Origin of the sequence: Phyllobacterium chamaecytisi, assembly GCF_020164455.1 — a bacterium.
Taxonomy (GTDB): domain Bacteria; phylum Pseudomonadota; class Alphaproteobacteria; order Rhizobiales; family Rhizobiaceae; genus Phyllobacterium; species Phyllobacterium chamaecytisi.
This window is the reverse complement of record NZ_JAIQWW010000026.1, coordinates 1-19963: the sequence shown is the minus strand read 5'-3', so window position 1 is coordinate 19963 and position 19963 is coordinate 1. Positions and strand designations below refer to the sequence as shown.

Below are 19963 nucleotides of genomic sequence, written 5' to 3'. Positions count from 1 at the left end.
TCCGGAATTGCGTAAAACAAAGAGTTAGAGCAATTCCGTGATTCGAAGAAAAACGGAATTGTTCGAGAGACGACTAAGCGCGCCGGGCGACAGTGGCGGGCTTTTTCCGCTGCATGAGAAAATCGCTCACGCGTTTGCCCGGCTTGTGAGACTTCAGACCGACGCTCATTTCCGGCGTCAACTCGCCGGTCAGATCGAGCGTGGCGTGTTCGCCGACAGCATCGAAATTTTCCTCCAGCCAATCGCCTGCGGCTGCTCGGCCAAGATCGCGCAGATATTCGAGGAACGCCCATTCTGCGTTGATCTTGGATGACGAAGACAGGCCCTCGAGCGCTTCGTCGGCGTCGATGCGGTGCATTCGGATATTGCGGTATTCGCCATGCTCGAGCCTTCCGGCTTTAATCAGCGAATTGACGAATGCAATCGAACGGAACTCGCGTAGAAGAGCAGCGTTGAAGGTAATCTCATCAATACGATCGGTTATTTCGCGTGCCGTCTTGGGAGTGCCGCGTCTTTCGATTGGATTGATCTGGATCAAGAGGACGTCTTCGCTCTCGCTCGAATAGAAGAATGGGTATAGCGCCGGATTGCCGCCATAGCCGCCATCCCAATAGGGTTCGCCATCGATTTCCACTGCCTGAAAAATATAGGGAAGGCAGGCTGAGGCCATGACCACATCTGCATTGAGTTCCGATTGCGAGAAGACACGCAGGCGCCCGCTTTCTACATTGGTCGCGGAAACGAAGAGCTTAAACTGAGAACAGGCCCGTACCCGTTTGAAATCGATTTCCTTTTCGACCACGTCCCGTAGAGGGTTGAGATTGAACGGATTGAACTCGTAGGGAGAAAATAGTCGCGAAAACTGTTCAAACAGGTTGTAGCCGAGGCCATGTTCAACTGACCAGTTGCCGAAGAATCGATCCCATGGCGTGCGCTGGACGGGGCTGAACTGCCCTGTTCTTCCCACGGCGCGCCAGAAATCGTGCAACTTTGCCCGAGCGCCTTCAGCGCCATTATGTGCCCACCCGTCAGCGAGGGCTACGGCGTTCATCGCTCCAGCGCTGGTGCCGGATATGCCTTCTATCGTCAGTCGGCCATCCTCGAGGATGCGGTCGAGAACACCCCAAGTGAAGGCACCGTGTGAGCCACCGCCTTGCAGGGCGATGTTGATCGTCTTCGATTTTACCATTGTCACTGCGCTGTCCAGCCACCATCGACGGATATGGAGGTTCCGGTGATCTGCGCGGCGGCGTCGCTGGCGAGGAACACGACGGTTGCGCCAATCTGGTCTACAGTAGCAAACTCCTTGGTCGCCTGCTTATCAAGCATGACCTCGCGGATAACGGTCTCACGATCCATATCATGCGCTTTCATCTGATCGGGTATCTGAGCCTCGACGAGCGGGGTAAGCACATAACCGGGACAGATTGCATTGCTCGTGATGTGTTTTTCTGCAACTTCCAGCGCAACAGTCTTGGTAAAGCCAAGCACGCCATGCTTAGCCGCGACATAGGCTGATTTGAATGGCGAGGCCCTCAGCCCATGAGCTGACGCAATATTTATGATGCGCCCCCACCCGGCTTTCTTCATGTATGGAAGGGCAGCAGCAGTCGTATGAAATGCCGATGTCAGATTGATGGCGATGATTGCGTCCCACTTTTCCGTTGGGAACTCATCGACAGGCGCAACGAACTGAATTCCGGCATTGTTGACCAGGACATCGACACTGCCAAAGGTTTGGGCGGCCTTTTCAATCAGGGTCCGGCACTCGGTACCGTTCGACATGTCTGCCTTGATATAGGCTACCTCTACGCCGTACTTCTCGGCAATTTCCCTGGCAAGTGCATGATCTTCGGGCCGGTCAGTGAATGAGTTGATCACAACATTGTATCCTGCTGCAGCAAGAGCATGCGCGGAACCGAGCCCGATGCCGGAATTCGAGCCTGTAACGACTGCGGTCTTTTTGGCCATGGTTATTTCCTTTGATTGATCAACCGTGCGTGCAGAAGGCCGACAGAATATATTGCATCGCAGCAAAATTGCTAGATGTGCAGTATGAACACTTTGTCATACAAGCTCTGCAGTGCAGGCGTAGCCCCTCCTTGGTAAGTACGGAGTTGACAAACGGCGATAGCTGCGCCACCTGAACAGCATATCTGGAGCTTGACGATGTCAGACTATTACTCGCAACCTTTTGGCCGGCGGCCGTCAGTCGGTGTCGATGTAGGCGGCGTCATGGTGGGTGGCGGAGCGCCGGTTGTCGTTCAATCGATGACCAATACGGATACCGCCGATGTGGATGGTACTGTGGCGCAGGTGGCCGCTCTGTCCAGGGCGGGCTCGCAGATTGTCCGCATTACAGTTGACCGTGATGAATCGGCTGCAGCCGTCCCGAAGATTCGTGAACGCCTCGACCGGCTGGGTCTCTCGGTCCCGCTGGTGGGCGATTTCCACTATATCGGCCACAAGCTTCTGGCTGACCATCCGGCTTGCGCCGAAGCGTTGGCCAAGTACCGCATCAATCCTGGCAATGTTGGATTCAAGGACAAGAAGGACGCACAGTTCGGCGCCATCATCGAAATGGCAATCCGCTATGACAAGCCGGTTCGCATCGGTGTAAACTGGGGGTCGCTCGATCAGGAACTGCTGACTGCCCTGATGGACCAGAATCATGCTGCTGGCGCGCCCCTGACGGCGGAGGCCGTAACGCGGGAAGCGATTGTGCAGTCTGCGCTCATTTCATCGCAACTTGCTGAAGAGATTGGCCTGCCGCGTTCGAAGATCATTCTCTCCGCAAAAGTAAGTCAGGTTCAGGATCTGATTGCCGTTTATACCGAACTTGCGCGACGTTGCGATCACGCCCTGCATCTCGGGCTGACCGAAGCCGGCATGGGTACAAAGGGCATCGTGGCTTCTTCGGCCGCGATGGGGATACTGTTGCAACAGGGTATCGGTGACACGATCCGCATTTCTCTTACGCCTGAACCAGGCGGCGATCGCACTCGCGAAGTCCAGGTGGCGCAAGAACTTTTGCAAACCATGGGCTTTCGGCAGTTTATCCCGATAGTTGCCGCGTGTCCTGGATGCGGCCGGACGACCTCAACGGTATTCCAGGAATTGGCACAATCCATTCAGAGCGATATCCGAACCAATATGCCGATCTGGCGCGAAAAATATCCAGGCGTTGAAGCGCTAAACGTCGCCGTTATGGGGTGTATCGTCAATGGTCCCGGAGAGTCCAAAATGGCGGATATCGGCATTTCGCTGCCGGGAACAGGCGAAACACCGTCCGCACCCGTATTTGTTGACGGCAAGAAGGTTGCAACCTTGCGCGGCGCAGGTATCGCTCAGGAATTCCAGAAAATGGTGGCAGATTACATCGAGAACCGCTTCGGCCATGGTGCGGGTTCGCACGCTGCAGAATAGTTCCTAGCTCTGCCTTTCGGCAATAAAGCGCGCCGCATCCTTAAGCAGTGCTGCTTTCTCACCAAAGGGAGCAAGAAGCTCTTCCGCCTGCGCGACCAGACCGACCAACTGACGCTGGGTCCACTCTATGCCATGCATGGAGACAAGTGTGGCCTTGCCTGCCGCTGCATCTTTGCCCGTTGCTTTGCCCATGTGGCTTGCATCGGCGGTAACATCGAGCAGATCATCAGCAAGTTGGAAGGCGAGGCCAATGGCAGCGCCATACTCCGCCAGCCGCTCGCGGTCCTCGGAGTTGGAGTGGCCAACGATAGCGCCGGCCTCGCAGGCAAAACGGATCAGTGCCCCGGTCTTCATTGCCTGCAAGCGGATGATGCCTTGCTCGTCTGGTTTTACCTTTTCCGCCTCAAGATCGAGCGCCTGACCACCTACCATGCCGCCAACTCCTGCTGCGCTGGCGAGCGTCGCGATGAGCGCTACTCTTGCTTGGGCATTAAGCTCGGTTTCCTCGCTGGCAATCAATTCGAATGCATAAGTCAGGAGGCTATCTCCAGCAAGGATGGCAGTGGCTTCATCGAATTTCCGATGTACCGTCGGCTGACCGCGCCGCAGGTCATCATTGTCCATGGCCGGCAGATCGTCGTGGACGAGAGAGTAGCTGTGAATGCATTCGAGCGCCGCAGCAACGCGCAAAGCGGCAAGATTATCTGCTTTAAAAAGGGCGGCGCTTTCCATAACCAGAAACGGCCGAAGGCGCTTGCCGCCATTCAACACGCTGTGGCGTATCGCAGCCATCAATCGGGGCGGCCGGCTGATCTCGCCGGTTTGCGGGCTATCCGACAGCAAATTGCCTAGCAGCGCTTCAACCGAAGCCGCGCGCTGCTGTAAGGTAATCTGGAACAACGAGAAATCCCGATCAGTCATCATACTCAGCCAATTGCCGATAAATTGACTTCCGGTCAATGGCCTCTGGGCAAACGCGATTGCATTTCTGCAGTGGTCCCTGTGTGCACGGCTCAGAAAATCGTAGAAAGAATTCCCTTCTGCCGTTCTTTGCTTTATGTCCGACAGGAATATTCAAATGGAAGATATGTGTGGCAAGGCTTCTCGTCAGAAACAAGCGGGGCAGAGGTTATCTGGTCAATCCTGGACGTTCGCCCGTCGGGCGCGCCGTGCGCTATCTCGTTATGCTGGTTATCGTGCTAATAATGTTGCCGATCATCCTGCTCAGTCTTTACCGGTTGCCCTTCATCCATCCGATTTCTACCCTGATGGTGAAAGATCTTGTGACATTTTCCGGCTATGATCGCCGCTGGGTGCCACTCGACCAGATATCTCCATCTCTCGTCAATTCGGTGATGATGTCTGAGGATGCGAGGTTTTGTTTTCACAATGGCGTGGACTGGGATGCATTGAATTCCGTCGTTTCGGATACGATTGACGGCGAACAGACGCGGGGCGCATCGACGATTCCGATGCAGACAGCCAAAAACCTGTTCCTGTGGACAAGTCGCTCATTCATCCGCAAAGGACTGGAAGTACCTCTGGCCGTGCTGACAGATCTTATTCTGCCCAAGCAGCGGTTGCTGGAAATCTACCTGAACATCGCTGAATGGGGGCCCGGCATTTATGGTATTGAAGCCGCGGCCCAATATCATTTCAAGACAAGCGCAGCAAAGCTTTCGCCGCGTCAGGCCGCTTATCTTGCGGTGACGTTGCCTAATCCAATTGTGCGCAACCCTGCGCGGCCCGGCCGTGGCATGCAGACATTGGCGCGGGTCAACGAACGCAGAGCGCGCGGCGCCGGGGCCTATGTCGGGTGCGTCAACTAGACGAATCTGCCAATAAAAGCTTCGGCGACAAAAAATATGCGAGTCCTGCTGGTCAAAAGCCCTCAGGACGTGTATAGCCCCACCGAACTTTCCGGAATTTTGTCCATTGCGACAGGCTCAATCGGGCCAGTGCCGGATTTTGACTGATTACTGGAGCTGGAACAATGGCTGTACCTAAACGAAAAACTTCTCCGTCGAAGCGCGGCATGCGCCGTTCCGCTGACGCGCTGAAGGCACCGACTTACGTCGAAGACAAGAATTCAGGCGAACTGCGCCGTCCGCATCACGTCGATCTGAAGACCGGCATGTACCGTGGCCGTCAGGTTCTGACGCCGAAGGAAGGCTAATTCTCTTCCGAATTCGTATTAAAAGACCGGCCGTTGTGCCGGTCTTTTTGTTTGTGCGCAGCACTTGAGCTATTTCAGCTCGATCTCGATAAAAGCATATTCATCATCATTGGCGTTAACGACGTCATGCTCGACGCCCTCAGTCCGGAAATAGGGAACGCCCTTTTTCATTTCTGCAAATGATTCACCGTCCTTCGTCATCAGCTTGACCCGTCCGTCCATCAGCGGGACGACGACATAGTCACGCGCGTGCCTGTGCCAACCCGTGTTCTCTCCGACAGCAAAACGATATTCTGTAACGACGACGCGCTCATTGTCGATGAATACCGTTGCTTTGGCCGCTGCCATACCGAGTACTCCGCCGTTAATGGTTAGCTGTATCCCCAGCGATCATTGTTTATCAAGGGAGTCGAGTTTGCGCTGCATAGCGGCAATCTGCTCCTTCAACTCATCGAGCCCCGTATCCTTTGCGGGCTTCTCGGGCGCGTGCGCATCATCGGGCTCAGAAGGAGTGGTGGTCTTGTTCAAGGGAAAAGGCGTGAACATGCGCATGGCATGCTGCAACATTTCCGTGTTGCGACGTACCTGCTCTTCGACCAGTTTAAGCGGGGCGCTAACATTCATCATGTCCATTGGCGTCTTGCCGAACGCCGCCGTTAGCTGCTCGCGCATGCGCTCCTGCTCCTTTGCAAAGGCTGACATGGACTGTTCAAGGAACGTTGGAAGCACAACCTGCATTTGGTCGCCATAATAGGCAATCAATTGGCGCAAGAACGGGATAGGCAGCATGTTCTGCCCGTCCTTGTTCTCAAGCTCGAAAATAATCTGGGTCAGAACTGAGTGAGTAATGTCCTCGCCAGTCTTTGCATCCTGAACGGTAAAGTCCTCATTGCGCTTCACCATCTCTGCCAGGTCTTCCAACGTCACGTAAGTACTTGTTCCGGTGTTGTAGAGACGCCGGTTGGCGTATTTTTTTATGACGATGTCCCCGGTTTTCGCTGCCATTACTCAACTCCCCAAAACTTCGTTTCCTCCGCCGAATTTGCGTGCCGGCTTACGGATAGACTTGAGAGGATAGGGGCAAAGCGCGCCAATTCAAAGCGATTTGTGCATTGCATTCAACGCAGTGCGTTGTGTCCAATGCTGCAGTGCGATGAGCGATATTTGCGTCTGATACTTAAATGGGCCTTGTCAAACTGTTGAAGGCAGCTAATTCTGACCGATATATGCTTTATGAATTCAGAATGACAAATATGAGGAAACGTTATGACCCAATCCATCGTCATCGCAAGTGCCGCCCGTACCCCCGTTGGATCGTTCAACGGTGCGTTTGCCAATGTTCCGGCACATGAACTGGGCGCAGCCGTCATCAAGGAAGTTCTGAGCCGCGCTGGGGTTGACGGGGCGGACGTCGATGAGGTGATCATGGGGCAGGTGCTTGGCGCTGGCGAAGGCCAGAATCCGGCGAGACAGGCAGCGATGGCCGCTGGTATCCCGCAGGAAGCGACCGCTTGGGGCCTGAACCAGGTTTGCGGTTCCGGATTGCGCGCGGTTGCTCTCGGCATGCAACAGATTGCCATGGGTGATGCCACTATCGTTGTTGCCGGAGGTCAGGAATCGATGTCGTTGTCACCCCATTGCGCGCATCTTCGCAGTGGTACCAAAATGGGCGACATGAAGCTAATCGATACGATGATCAAGGATGGTTTGACCGATGCCTTCCACGGTTATCACATGGGTATTACAGCCGAAAACATCGCCACCAAGTGGCAGTTGACCCGCGAGGAACAGGACAAGTTCGCGCTTGGCTCACAGAACAAAGCCGAGGCAGCTCAAAAGGCTGGCAAGTTCAAGGATGAAATCGTGCCGTTTACGGTTAGAACGCGCAAAGGCGACGTTGTCGTCGCTGACGATGAATATATCCGCCATGGAGCAACACTGGACTCACTGGCGAAGTTGCGGCCGGCTTTCGACAAGGACGGGACTGTGACTGCAGGCAATGCATCGGGTCTCAATGACGGGGCCGCCGCGGTGGTGCTGATGAGCGAGGAAGAAGCCAAGCGTCGCGGCATCAAGCCACTGGCAAGGATCGCATCTTGGGCAACAGCTGGTGTTGATCCATCCATCATGGGAACGGGACCGATCCCGGCCTCGCGCAAAGCCCTTGAAAAGGCCGGTTGGACAGCCGAAGATCTTGATCTTGTTGAGGCAAACGAAGCTTTTGCGGCACAGGCCTGCGCTGTCAACAAGGATCTCGGATTCAACCCGGACATAGTCAACGTGAATGGTGGCGCAATTGCCATCGGCCATCCAATTGGCGCCTCCGGTGCTCGTGTTCTCAACACATTGCTGTTCGAGTTGAAGCGTCGCAACGGCACAAAGGGCCTCGCTACGCTCTGCATCGGCGGCGGCATGGGTGTCGCGCTTTGTGTAGAGCGCATCAAGGACTAACAGTGCTTCAACCGGCTCAATATTATTGGGCCGGTTTTTATGTCGACGGTTGCTGGTCCAACCAATAAGCCGTTTCATGTTTTTCATAGTCGCACAGCGTTATACGAGATCAGTTTGAGGGAGGGATGGGCAAATGACAAAAACAGCAATCGTAACAGGTGGAACGCGCGGCATAGGTGCAGCAATATGCGTCGCCTTGAAAGCTGCTGGATACAAGGTTGCGGCTAATTACGCTGGCAATGATGAGGCCGCCAAAGAATTCGGAAAAAAGACCGGAATCGCGACCTATAAGTGGGATGTCTCCAATTATGAGGAATGCGCAGCAGGTATTGCAAGGATCGAAGCAGAACTCGGTCCCGTCGCTGTGCTGGTGAACAACGCCGGCATCACGCGTGATGCCATGTTCCACAAGATGACACCGGGCCAATGGAGTGACGTAATCAATACCAATCTTACCGGCCTGTTTAATATGACCCATCCAGTGTGGAGCGGTATGCGCGACCGCAAATTTGGCCGGGTGATCAACATTTCTTCGATCAACGGACAAAAGGGCCAGGCGGGCCAAGCCAACTATTCGGCTTCAAAGGCGGGTGATATCGGCTTCACGAAGGCTTTGGCTCAAGAGGGCGCGCGTGCCGGCATTACGGTCAATGCCATCTGCCCTGGCTACATAGGCACTGAGATGGTACGGGCAATCGATGAGAAAGTGCTCAATGAGCGGATAATACCGCAAATTCCGGTCGGACGCCTTGGCGAACCGGAAGAAGTAGCGCGCTGTGTGGTGTTTCTCGCATCTGACGATGCGGGTTTCATTACCGGGTCTACACTCACGGCCAATGGTGGACAATATTCGACCTGAACATAACGGAACATGCGTGGCGCCAACAACTTGGACGAACGCCTGAATCTTGTCCTATAAATGCATATGAATCGTTGCGCGTTGTGCGGTTTCTGTTGCAGCAGCACCAAATATGTGTGGTGAACAAAACGGAAATCTCGCGAGGCGCCGATTCCACTTGGCTCGACCGGAATGGCAACAACAGTTGTTAGGGCAAGCTCGCATGGATCAGCTAACCATAAGAAATCATTTGTCTTTAGTATTGAAGAACATGGTCACGATCATGGGTTGACAGACGCGCCTCGGAGAAATGCAACCTGGCCAGGCCCATTTTCAATGATTCAGCATGTAGTGCAAATTCGCGCCCAACAAGCTAGATATGGCCGTGAACAAATCAGGAATCACGTCCTAGAGCCGTTTCGTAGCTGATTCGTTCGCCTCGCGTTCTATTTCGTTACGGTACACTCCGTGAATCGGTTCGCGATTGTTTATCTGGATTGCCCCGCCTACTTTCTGTCGGACGCTTAAAATGCTAATCGAAAATGCATGCCCGGCTTTCACCGCCTTGGTGGCCGGTATTGGATTGTAATTGATGAACCTTATGCCCAACCCCGAACTTCCCCTGGTCTTAACTGGCCGCGATGTTACAGCCGTCCTGGGGCCTACAAATACAGGGAAAACCCATCTAGCGATCGAGCGGATGCTTGCCCATCAGACCGGAATGATCGGCCTGCCACTCCGTTTGCTCGCCCGGGAGGTTTATCACCGTGTGGCGGACAGGGTGGGGCTGGCAAATGTCGCGCTGATTACCGGTGAGGAAAAGATCAATCCCCCTGGAGCTCGCTATTCGGTCTGCACGGTTGAAGCGATGCCCCGCCAGACCGATGTGGATTTTGTCGCCATCGATGAAGTGCAACTCGCCAATGATCTTGAACGGGGCCATATTTTCACCGATCGCATACTGCATCTACGCGGTCGTCAGGAGACGTTGTTGCTTGGTGCTGCGACGATGCGCGGGATACTCGAAAAGCTCCTGCGCGGTGTCTCAGTCGTCACACGGCCACGACTTTCAAACCTCGCCTATGCAGGTTCCAAGAAGATAACCCGCCTTCCCCCCCGCTCCGCGATAGTGGCCTTTGCTGCCGAGGAGGTTTACTCCATCGCAGAGCTGATACGGCGTCAAAGTGGTGGCGCGGCGGTGGTCATGGGTGCTCTCAGTCCGCGCACGCGTAACGCGCAGGTCGATCTCTATCAATCTGGTGATGTCGACTATCTGGTCGCCACAGACGCCATTGGCATGGGCCTCAATCTCGATGTCGATCATGTGGCCTTCGCTCAAGACCGCAAATTCGATGGCTACCAATTTCGGAACCTCTCCCCTGGAGAGATCGGGCAGATAGCTGGACGCGCCGGCAGGCATTTGCGCGACGGTACGTTCGGAGTGACCGGCCAAGTGTCAGGGTTCTCGGAGGAACTGGTACAAAGAGTGGAATCCCATTCCTTCGACGCAGTCAAGATCCTGCAGTGGCGCACGGCTCGCTTTGACTATTCCAGCCTGGACGCGCTAAAGAGATCCATTGATACGCCCGCTCCTATCGAAGGATTGACGCGTGCTCTGCCTGCGGTCGACCAACAGGCGCTGGAATATTTGTCCAACGACCCGGATGTCGCACCACTGGCCACCACGCCTGAACGTGTAGCTCTTTTGTGGGATGCCTGCGCGCTGCCCGACTATCGCAAGATCGCGCCAGCCCAGCACGCCGACATTATCGCATCGATCTATACCGACCTTGCGGATAAAGGCCATGTGAACGAGAATTATATGGCCGAAGAGGTTCGCCGCGCCGATTCCACGGATGGCGATATCGACGCGCTTTCACGGCGGATCGCCCAGATCAGAACCTGGACTTTTGTGTCTCACAGGCCTGGATGGCTTGCAGATCAGGCACATTGGCAAGAAAAGACGCGTGAAATTGAGGACAGACTATCAGATGCACTGCATGAAAGGTTGACGAAACGCTTCGTAGACCGCAGGACAAGCGTGCTTATGAGGCGCCTGAGAGAGAATACAATGCTAGAAGCCGAAATTAGCCCTGCCGGGGACGTTGTTGTCGAGGGGCATCATGTTGGACGTTTGGATGGGTTCCGTTTCACTACGGACGCCCAAGTCGATGGAACGGACGCGAAGGCCGTCAAGGCTGCAGCGCAGAAAGCGCTTGCGACGGAATTCGAAAATCGCGTCGAGCGGTTCTCCGCTTCGGCCAATGGCGATTTCGCCCTCGGCTCCGACGGGACCTTGCGATGGATCGGCGCGCCGGTTGCCTCGGTCGTCTCGGGTGAGCAAGCGCTGAAGCCTCGTGCTGTTCTGCTTGCCGATGAGCAATTGACAGGTCCGGCGCGGGACAAGGTCGCGGCGCGCGTCGATCGTTTTCTCGCCCATCACATAGATACGATCCTGAAGCCACTTGTTGACCTTGCCAATGCCGATGCGCTCGTTGGTATCACCAAGGGCCTTGCTTTCCAGCTCGTGGAGAATTTCGGCGTCCTTCAGCGCCGTGATGTTGCGGAAGACGTCCGTGGCCTCGATCAGGATTCACGTGCAGCTCTGCGCCGTCTTGGGGTCCGCTTTGGAGCTTACCATGTATTCCTGCCGGCACTGCTCAAGCCTGCGCCGGCCGGTCTGCTGACTCTTTTGTGGGCGCTTAAGGACGACGCCAAGGATCGCCCCGGCTATGGAGATGTGGTTCAGGTTTTATCCGCTGGACGCACGTCCGTGGTTACTGACCCGAGCTTTGATCCAGCCTTCTATCGGCTTGGAGGCTACCGCCTCCTCGGCCGGCGCGCAGTGCGAATCGACATTCTTGAGCGCCTCGCCGATCTTATCCGGCCTGCACTTGGCTGGAAGCCTGGAACCGGTACACGGCCGGACGGCGCGTATGATGGAACTCGTTTTGTGGTGACTCCGTCGATGATGTCGATCCTCGGTGCTACCGCCGACGATATGGAAGAAATTCTCAAAAGCCTCGGCTATCGTCCTGAATCGGTCGAAGCAGCAATTGTTGCTGCCAAACTGACAGAACTCGATACAGTGCCAGTGCCTGCCGACCCAGTGGCTGTGGTTGCCGCCACGTCGGGCCCAGCGGTCGCTGAAGAAGAGAACGTTACACCTACGGAAGCAGCCGTTAATTCCACTGAACCGTCTGCCGACGGAGAGCTCCAGCCGGAACCGATCGCAGAAACCAGTGCATCCGCTGACGAGCCTGCCCCGACTGTTGTGCAAACTGTGGCTGAAGAAGCGCCGAAGCCAATTCTGCTCTGGCGCCAGGCGCGTTTTGACGGCCGCAACAATCGCGGGCACCAGGAGAAACGCGAGCATCATCGCGGCGGACAGGCGCGCAGTGTCCAAGGCGAACAGCGCCCTGCTCGGAATGAACGCGATGCAAATCAGCAGAACGAACAGGGTGCGCGCAAGGAACAATTCCGCGGCAAAGGCAAGTCAAACGGCAAGGATCGTTTTAAGCAAGGCGATAATGGAAAGTCCGCTGGCAAGCCACCGCTTCAGAAGCGCCCGGAACGTGACGAGCGTCCGGTCAAGATCGACATGGATTCTCCCTTTGCCAAGCTGCTGGCACTGAAGGAACAAATGAAGAAATAGGGATGGTGGGCGCGTCCTCGAATCACGACAGTGCAAGGCAGCGCATTGACAAATGGCTGTTCTTCGCCCGAGTGGTCAAATCCCGTGCCCTCGCGGCCAAGCTCGTCTCTGGCGGCAGTGTTCGGTCCAACAGAGACAAGATCGATCAGCCATCGCATGGCGTGAAACCCGGGGATGTGCTGACGATCACTCTTGATCGGCGTATTCTCATCTACAGGGTGGTCTCTGGTGGAACGCGCCGAGGCCCGGCTGAGGAGGCGCGAACATTGTACGAAGACATCTCGCCGCCGCCTCCGCCCAAAAACAGCATCACTGCTCTTGACGGATTACCCAAGCGCGATGCGGGCAGCGGTCGCCCGACAAAACGTGAACGTCGGCAGGTTGACCGGTTGATGCAGAGCGACGACGACAATTCGGGTGAATGATGTTAAATTTCGAATATTGGCTATCGTGTCGAAATCCTCTCTACCAGTGGCTCGGAAGCTAAAATATTATTCCACGAAGCGCGTCAGTATGGGATAGGCGTTGCTTGTCGATTGCGTGTCGCAATGCCATGAATGGCGCCGTGAACGCCGATGTCCCTAGCTTTAAGGGAATCCCGACCGCGTTCTGGTGCCGCAGCCGTTTTTCCCCTCTTGTCAGCCCGGCATCGAATCGTTACCTCAACGGCTGACACGTGGTGTCTTCAGGAGCCAATAAATGACTTATGTTGTGACCGACAATTGCATCCGCTGCAAATATATGGATTGCGTTGAGGTCTGTCCTGTCGATTGTTTCTACGAGGGCGATAACATGCTCGTCATACATCCGGACGAGTGCATTGATTGCGGCGTTTGCGAACCTGAATGCCCTGCGGAAGCTATCAAACCCGATACCGAACCGGGCTTGGACAACTGGCTGCAGATAAATGCTGAGTACGCCGAGAAATGGCCTAATATTTCGCAGAAGCGCGATGCTCCTGCGGACGCCAAGGATATGGATGGTATCGAAGGCAAGTTTGAAAAATTCTTTTCGCCAGAGCCTGGCGAGGGCGACTGATATTTTATTCGAGTTTAGAAATAAATAACCGATTTTTATCGCAGGGCGCATCTTGAAATATTGCGCCTTTTGCGCAGGCGCAGCAAAAAGTTGATTCTAATCACTTTTCGTGATAGTGTAACGGCATATGTTGATCATTGGACGTCAAATTTCGTGGCGCTAAAGCATAAATCACCAATCGGCTAGATTTATTTCGGACTCTGCAGTTCAGGGCGTGTTGTTTGTTTGCCCATCAATCTGTTTTGTCCGGATTGCTTTTGCGTGACAATTGGCGGCCGACAAACCGGGTTCCGGTTTCCAGTGATTGGTTTGACCGGTGCGTTTTGCCGGGCGCAGCAAGGAGTAGTTAAGCGCATGACAGCAGTTCAGCAGAAAAAGACCGCCCAGCGTATCGGATTTAAGACGGGCGAGTTTATTGTATATCCGGCCCACGGCGTAGGACAAATTGTCAATATCGAGGAACAGGAAGTTGCGGGCCACAAGCTTGAGCTGTTCGTTATTGATTTTCAGAAAGACAAAATGCGCTTGAAGGTACCGGTCGCCAAGGCAACAGCTATCGGTATGCGGAAACTTTCAGAGACAGACTATGTTGATCGTGCGTTGAAGGTTGTCCAGGGACGCGCTCGTATCAAGCGGACCATGTGGTCCCGCCGTGCCCAGGAATATGATGCGAAGATCAATTCCGGCGACCTGATTTCGATTTCGGAAGTCGTGCGGGACCTTTTCCGAGCTGACAACCAGCCAGAACAGTCATATTCAGAACGTCAGCTTTATGAAGCAGCACTGGATCGTATGGCTCGCGAGATTTCCGCCGTCAACAAGATGTCGGAAACAGAAGCTGTCCGCCTTATCGAGGTTAATCTCGCCAAAGGACCGAAGCGTGGCGCCAAGGCTGAAGAGGCCGAGGTTGAAGCAGACGTCGTTGTTGAAGACGAGCAGGAAGAAGCCGCATAACAACGGGTTTCATCCGACGCATAAGAGAAAAGCCCGGCATTGCCGGGCTTTTTTATTCGCTGATGATTTTGACCTTGTCGCCGGCGGATACCGTTCCACCCGGCGGCAGTGCATTGATCAGGCGGAAGAGGTCGAGCTTTCGATCGGTGCCCATGATCTGGTTGGAGAGGCTGACCAGCGTGTCACCGGGCTTAACTGTGACGACCCGGATGCGCAGGGGCTTGGTATTTGCTTTCTCCTCCGGTGTCAGCAGGTGGAAGCTCCGGATAACCGTCTGCGAAGCCGGCATCAGCGCGGTGCTTCCTGTTGGAGCGGCTGTCAGGAAGCGGTAAATCCGGTTTCCGGCATTGACGACGAATATGTCGAATTCCCAACGATCCGCTCGGGCTTTTGCGCTTGCGGCGGGCATTCCGTTGAAAGTCGCCGCCTGAACGCTGGCATTGTCAAGACCCGTAACCCAGCCGCTGCGCATGTAATCCGTCATCGACGGATTACCGGAGACCTGCGTCCCGTCGAAGCGTATTGCCACCTCGCCCGGTCCCGTCGCCATGACCGCGTCTGCGCTGTTGTCGATAGTAAAACCCTCGGGAACGGTGAAGCTTACACCAAGCAGCGGATGAACGAAGTTGCGTCCACGAACGTAACCTTCCTCGGGGGTGTCGCCATAGAGGATACCGTCGATGCCCTGCAGGAACGAGTCACGGTCGGTCGTGCCTACACCCGGTGCGCCGATACGACGGGCATGCCCGCGCGCGAGTTCGATGCGCTGTGGTGCTGAAGGGTGGCTGGCAAGAAAGTCGAGGCTCGCATCGGTCGCGCCCGATACACTGCGGAAATCCGCATAGGATGCCATGGACTGGAGGAAGCGGGCGGCAGCGAACGGATCATAGCCAGCTTCACCGATCATCTTGATACCAATGGCATCCGCCTGAAGTTCCTGGTTGCGCGAAAATTGCGCCATGCGCAGCTTTCCGCGAATCAGTGCTTCGCGTCCGGCACTATCGTCCTGCAAGACTTCCGAAACGACGCGACCGGCAATCTGTGCTTCCTGCTCGCGCTGCTGGCGTTCAATACCGTGATTGGCGATCACATGACCCATCTCATGTGCGATGACGGCTGCGAGTTCCGCACTGTCATTGGCAAGGGCAAGAAGGCCACGCGTCACATAAAGATAGCCGCCGGGGAGGGCGAACGCATTGATATTGGGCGAGTTGAGGATGGTAATACGATAGGTATGCGTTGGATTGTCGGAAACCGTAGTCAGGTTACCGACGACTTTGGCGACCATGCGTTCGAGCTTGGCATCCTTGTATTCGCCGCCATAGGTGGCAAGAATGCGAGGATGCTGCTCGGCACTGAGCTTTGCCAGCCTGTCGTTCTTGGTGACATTGTCGACTGTCACCGGATTTGACGAAGGTCCTAACGCGTCGTCCTTGGTGAGATTGAGAACCTGGCACCCCGACAGGAAGGCAAGCAGCAGCGTTGCCGACGCAAGATTCCTGCGTCGAGCGGCTGGAAGCCATCCGTTGTAGTTGGGGGATTGGTGCGAAGCCAGAATCATGTCCTCATTGTCGTCGCGCGCGAGCAGATGCGTGTTTTAGTGCCCTTGCTAGCCCGACAAGCAGCTGTGAGCAAGAATTTCATTGTGTTCTTGAATGTGGCAACGCGTCGAAAATATGTCAAAGCGCAGAGTCTTCTGCACCGAGATATTTCCGCAACAGCGTTGGCGCCTTGGTTGAGAGCAGGTCTGCCGCCGGTCCCGAAGCAACGACTTTCCCATTGTCGAGGAAAACCAGCAAGGATTGCAGGCGCAAAGCATCGCCGGGATGATGCGTCACCATGACCACGGTCATACCGGTTTCTTCCTGCAGATCACCGACAAGGTCGAGCATCTCATGCCGCAAAGCGGGACCAAGAGAGGCGAAAGCCTCATCAAGCAAGAGTACCGGCCGGTTCCGTACGAGCGCTCGCGCTATCGCCACCCGCTGGCGCTCGCCGCCAGATAGAGCTTCCGGCTTTCGATGCTCCTTGCCGGAGAGGCCAACCTTGTCGATTGCCTCCGCAACAGCTGCCTTGTCAGTTTCGTCCAATCTGAGGTTGGGCTTTCGGCCCAGCCCGACGTTGGCGGCAACATCAAGATGCGCGAAGAGATTATTGTCCTGGAAGACCATCGAAACGGGCCTTTCGGATGGCGCGGCATGGGTTACGTCCGCACCCGCAATCACAATCCGGCCGGATTTAGCCGTTTCAAATCCAGCGATGAGATTGAGCAGGGTGGATTTTCCCGCACCGCTTGGACCTATGATCGCAGTGATGGTCGACGGTTCGATGGTCAGGTCGAAATGCATCGCCATGTCACCATAGTCGAAGTCGACCGCATCGAGGCGGATGGCCGCACTATCCTTGGTCCGGGCCTCGGTTCGGGAACGCTTAGCCAATGTTTGCGACCTCTCTCTTTGCCAGAGTGCCTGCACCTTTGTCAGCTGCGATCATCAGGAGCAAACACAGCACACCGAGGATCAATGCCAGGCCTGCCGCATCCTGTGTACGATAGCTCCCCATGCGTTGCAGCAGCAAATAGGGCAGAGTCTGGATGGAATTGTTGCCGAAGAGAGCGATCGTTCCAAGGTCGCCGAGCGACAAGGCCATCGCAAAGGCGAAAGCGACGCTCGACGGCCGCTTCAGAACCGGCCAGTCGATAAGACGAAGCCGGTTCCATCCGGTAATGCCCAATTGCGCACACAGCCTGTTGTGGCGGCTGGCCGCCGTATCCCAAGTCGGGCGCAGTATGCGAAATGCAAAAGGGATAGCCATCGCCGCGTTGACGCTCACGACCATAAAGGGTGCAAGACTGAATGGATCGACAAAATGGCGTGAGAGGATAAACCAGCCGGAGCCGATGACGATCGGCGGAATGACCATGATGAGACTTGCACCGCGATCAAGCGAGCGCTCAAACAGTTTTGGCGAGGCGTAGCCACGCCGGCTTGCAAGATATTCGCGGGCCACCACCAGCGCCAGTGAAATGATCAGCGACAGCGCAGCCGCACTTGCTCCTAGCACGATGCTGGTCAGGATTGCGCGCCAAACAAGGCTATCACCCAGTAGTCGGAGAAGATCGGCCGCCAGCCCCGAAACGACTGTTCCGCCTATGGGGAGCGCGACGAAAAGAAGACCGAGGATTATCGTGGCTCCGTCCAGAAGACGTGTCCTTAACGTTGGCTGGTCAAAGCGGCGCGTCGTCGTGTGCAGGCTGAACCCCTCCTCAGTCGGGCGCCCGCTTAGGCTCAGAACCGAAAGAACCGCAATCGTCAGGCACAATTGCACAAGCGTCAGCGAAACCGCACGGGCGATATCGAAATCGAAATGCAGCGATTGGTAGATCGCAACCTCAAGCGTCGTCGCACGCGGTCCGCCGCCGAGCGTCAGGACGATAGTGAACGATGTAATACAGAGCATGAAAATCAGCCCCGCGATTCCGGAAATGTTGCGCAGGATCACCGGCCATTCGATCAACCGAAACCGCGCCCATTTCCCCATGCCGAGTTGGGAAGAGAGTTTCCAATAGTCTTCCGGAATAGAGTCCATGCCCGAGAGCAGCAGTCGTGTCGCCAGAGGAAGGTTGAAAAACACGTGTGCGATGAGGATGCCGGTTAGACCGTAAATATTGGGAATGACGTCCAGCCCCAGCCAGCTGAACAGCGCAGCAAGCAGGCCATTGCGTCCATAGATACTGGTGACACCGAGCACGGCGACAAGGGCTGGCAGCGCGAGCGGCAGGGCGAAGAGCCGCAAGATCATTGTACGTCCCGGGAAGTCAGGATGCGCGTGGAGGGCGCGGGCAAGCGGGATGGCAAGCCCGACCGAGAGCAGCATGGAGAGCAGCGCCTGCAGCAGAGTGAAGCGGGCAATTCGCCACAGATAGCCGTCGAAGGCCGCAAAGCCTTCCGTGCTGCCACGCAGCGCTTCAACTGCGAGGCTCAAGCACGCACCGCCCGCGAGCAGCGCAAGGAAGGCGAGGGCGAGAGCCCCCGCCAATGGCTTCAAGGATATCAATTTGTTACAGGCTCATGGCTGACAGCCATTCATCAATCCAGGCTTTGCGATTCCTGGCCACTTCCTCCGGTGAAAAGATTAATGTTTTCGCCGGCTTTACCAGGTCATCAAAGGCGGGGTTGAGCGGCCCACTTGTCTTTGCCGCGGGAAACATCCAGTTGCTTTCCGGAATGGTGTCCTGAAATGCCGTGCCGGTCATGAAAGTCAGGAACTGCGCCGAAAGCGGGTTTTTTGCGCCATTCACAGTTTGCGCGGCCACTTCGACCTGCAGATAATGACCCTCTTCGAATGCAGCGGCCTTGTAACGGTCGGTCTTTTCGGCAATGACGTGATAGGCAGGCGAGGTCGTATAGGAAAGCACGAGCGGTGCTTCTCCCTTTGTGAACAGGCCGTAGGCTTCCGACCAGCCCGGCGTCACGGTCAACACGCGATCCTTCAGTTTACCCCAGGCTTCGCTGGCCTTGTCGCCATAGACGGACTTCACCCAGAGCAAGAGGCCAAGGCCGGGTGTGGACGTGCGGGGGTCCTCGATGACGATTTTCTGGCTTGGATCACCCTCGACCAGTAGCTTGAGACTGGTGGGTGGATTCTTGAGCTTTTCCGTATCGTAGATCACGGCAAAATAGCCGTAGTCGTAGGGAACGAAAGTATCGTCCTTATAGCCGCCCGGAATGTTGATCGAACTTGTGTCGATTGCGTGCGGAGCGAACAGTCCTGTCTCCTTCGCCTCATAGGTCAGATTTGTGTCGAGGCCAAGCACGACATCGGCTTTGGTTGAAGCGCCTTCAAGTCTCAGACGGTTGAGCAGAGCGACGCCGTCCGTGACCGCGACGAAGTCCACAGTGCAATTGCATTGCTTTTGGAAGGCTTCTTTGACTTTCGGCCCCGGACCCCATTCGGCAGTGAAGCTTTCATAGGTATAGACCGTCAGTTTGCCATCGGCTTTTGCCGGTCCGGCAAGGGCAAGTGCGAAAATGCCCGCGACAGTTGCAGATTTCAGAATAATCTCGAATAGCCGCATCGGCGCCTCCTAGAGTTGAAATTCAAAAGGATTGGTGCGCCGGCTTTATTGCCGCGTCTAATCCCTCCGCCGGTACAAACCGGATCAGGTTCCGCGGGTTGGCAGGATGTCTCCTTGAGCCTCTCAGCCGATCCTTTTCGGATTGGCACCCCGTTAGAGCATTGCAAAGATTAGAGATAAAGCTTTTGCCGTGCAAGCAACTTACCTTGTCGACTGAGCGATAAGTTTCCCCCTTGCCACGCCCTCCTCTTGAGTCTGGCCATTGCTTGCATGTTGGGAAGACGGGCGGTCGTCGAAGCGCGTCTTTGTAGATAAGGTATGCGATCCGAAGACCGCCCGCTAACGTTG

General features: G+C 55.6%; 18 protein-coding genes and 1 riboswitch. Of the genes, 9 read left to right on the top strand and 9 right to left on the bottom strand.

The window, feature by feature from the left end; translation table 11 throughout:
• Nucleotides 1–73: 73 nt before the first annotated feature.
• Complete coding sequence (locus LB462_RS27640; protein WP_224514783.1) at nt 74–1189, bottom strand: patatin-like phospholipase family protein; 1116 nt, start codon at nt 1187–1189, stop codon at nt 74–76.
• Between the two features lie 2 nt (nt 1190–1191).
• The gene (locus LB462_RS27635) at nt 1192–1971 is read right to left on the bottom strand and encodes a 3-hydroxybutyrate dehydrogenase (RefSeq protein WP_224514713.1); all 780 of its coding nucleotides are present in this window, start codon (nt 1969–1971) and stop codon (nt 1192–1194) included.
• A 198-nt stretch (nt 1972–2169) separates the two neighbouring features.
• On the opposite strand from LB462_RS27635, the gene ispG reads away from it, so the two are divergent.
• The gene (ispG, locus tag LB462_RS27630) at nt 2170–3426 is read left to right on the top strand and encodes a flavodoxin-dependent (E)-4-hydroxy-3-methylbut-2-enyl-diphosphate synthase (protein ID WP_255627985.1); all 1257 of its coding nucleotides are present in this window, start codon (nt 2170–2172) and stop codon (nt 3424–3426) included.
• Between the two features lie 3 nt (nt 3427–3429).
• Here ispG and LB462_RS27625 read toward each other — a convergent pair whose 3' ends face one another.
• Nucleotides 3430–4347 (bottom strand): polyprenyl synthetase family protein, encoded by a 918-nt coding sequence (locus LB462_RS27625; RefSeq protein ID WP_224514778.1) that lies wholly within the window; start codon nt 4345–4347, stop codon nt 3430–3432.
• 248 nt (nt 4348–4595) lie between these two features.
• On the opposite strand from LB462_RS27625, the gene mtgA reads away from it, so the two are divergent.
• Together mtgA and rpmF are read left to right on the top strand one after the other, a co-directional pair.
• Complete coding sequence (gene mtgA, locus LB462_RS27620; protein ID WP_370637324.1) at nt 4596–5255, top strand: monofunctional biosynthetic peptidoglycan transglycosylase; 660 nt, start codon at nt 4596–4598, stop codon at nt 5253–5255.
• 164 nt (nt 5256–5419) lie between these two features.
• The gene (rpmF, locus tag LB462_RS27615) at nt 5420–5602 is read left to right on the top strand and encodes a 50S ribosomal protein L32 (protein ID WP_008121851.1); all 183 of its coding nucleotides are present in this window, start codon (nt 5420–5422) and stop codon (nt 5600–5602) included.
• 69 nt (nt 5603–5671) lie between these two features.
• Here rpmF and LB462_RS27610 read toward each other — a convergent pair whose 3' ends face one another.
• Both LB462_RS27610 and phaR read right to left on the bottom strand, forming a co-directional pair.
• Nucleotides 5672–5950: a cupin domain-containing protein gene (locus LB462_RS27610; RefSeq protein ID WP_224514708.1), complete on the bottom strand. Its 279-nt coding sequence runs from the start codon at nt 5948–5950 to the stop codon at nt 5672–5674.
• Nucleotides 5951–5992: 42 nt separating this feature from the next.
• A complete protein-coding gene (gene phaR / locus LB462_RS27605) occupies nt 5993–6607 on the bottom strand; it encodes a polyhydroxyalkanoate synthesis repressor PhaR (RefSeq protein WP_224514706.1) in 615 nt (204 codons plus the stop codon).
• A gap of 261 nt (nt 6608–6868) precedes the next feature.
• Between phaR and LB462_RS27600 the strand changes: the two genes are divergently transcribed.
• The 6 genes from LB462_RS27600 (at nt 6869) to LB462_RS27575 (ending at nt 14538) form a co-directional block, all read left to right on the top strand.
• Nucleotides 6869–8053: an acetyl-CoA C-acetyltransferase gene (locus tag LB462_RS27600; RefSeq protein ID WP_224514704.1), complete on the top strand. Its 1185-nt coding sequence runs from the start codon at nt 6869–6871 to the stop codon at nt 8051–8053.
• Nucleotides 8054–8186: 133 nt separating this feature from the next.
• Complete coding sequence (locus tag LB462_RS27595) at nt 8187–8912, top strand: beta-ketoacyl-ACP reductase (protein ID WP_112531010.1); 726 nt, start codon at nt 8187–8189, stop codon at nt 8910–8912.
• A gap of 571 nt (nt 8913–9483) precedes the next feature.
• A complete protein-coding gene (locus tag LB462_RS27590; protein WP_224514702.1) occupies nt 9484–12546 on the top strand; it encodes a helicase-related protein in 3063 nt (1020 codons plus the stop codon).
• Between the two features lie 2 nt (nt 12547–12548).
• Entirely contained in the window at nt 12549–12971 is a 423-nt protein-coding gene (locus LB462_RS27585) for an RNA-binding S4 domain-containing protein (RefSeq protein ID WP_224514700.1), read from the top strand.
• 274 nt (nt 12972–13245) lie between these two features.
• Nucleotides 13246–13584 (top strand): ferredoxin FdxA, encoded by a 339-nt coding sequence (gene fdxA, locus LB462_RS27580; protein ID WP_112531007.1) that lies wholly within the window; start codon nt 13246–13248, stop codon nt 13582–13584.
• 354 nt (nt 13585–13938) lie between these two features.
• Complete coding sequence (locus LB462_RS27575) at nt 13939–14538, top strand: CarD family transcriptional regulator (protein ID WP_224514698.1); 600 nt, start codon at nt 13939–13941, stop codon at nt 14536–14538.
• A gap of 52 nt (nt 14539–14590) precedes the next feature.
• Here LB462_RS27575 and LB462_RS27570 read toward each other — a convergent pair whose 3' ends face one another.
• The 4 genes from LB462_RS27570 to thiB form a co-directional block, all read right to left on the bottom strand.
• The gene (locus tag LB462_RS27570) at nt 14591–16099 is read right to left on the bottom strand and encodes a M48 family metalloprotease (protein WP_370637322.1); all 1509 of its coding nucleotides are present in this window, start codon (nt 16097–16099) and stop codon (nt 14591–14593) included.
• A gap of 118 nt (nt 16100–16217) precedes the next feature.
• Nucleotides 16218–16892, bottom strand: coding sequence for a thiamine ABC transporter ATP-binding protein (locus tag LB462_RS27565; RefSeq protein WP_370637323.1), 675 nt, complete (start codon nt 16890–16892; stop codon nt 16218–16220).
• A 76-nt stretch (nt 16893–16968) separates the two neighbouring features.
• Entirely contained in the window at nt 16969–18594 is a 1626-nt protein-coding gene (gene thiP, locus LB462_RS27560; protein WP_224514695.1) for a thiamine/thiamine pyrophosphate ABC transporter permease, read from the bottom strand.
• A gap of 4 nt (nt 18595–18598) precedes the next feature.
• Nucleotides 18599–19615: a thiamine ABC transporter substrate binding subunit gene (gene thiB / locus LB462_RS27555; protein ID WP_224514693.1), complete on the bottom strand. Its 1017-nt coding sequence runs from the start codon at nt 19613–19615 to the stop codon at nt 18599–18601.
• A 44-nt stretch (nt 19616–19659) separates the two neighbouring features.
• A riboswitch (TPP riboswitch) is annotated at nt 19660–19778 on the bottom strand.
• Nucleotides 19779–19963 lie beyond the last annotated feature (185 nt).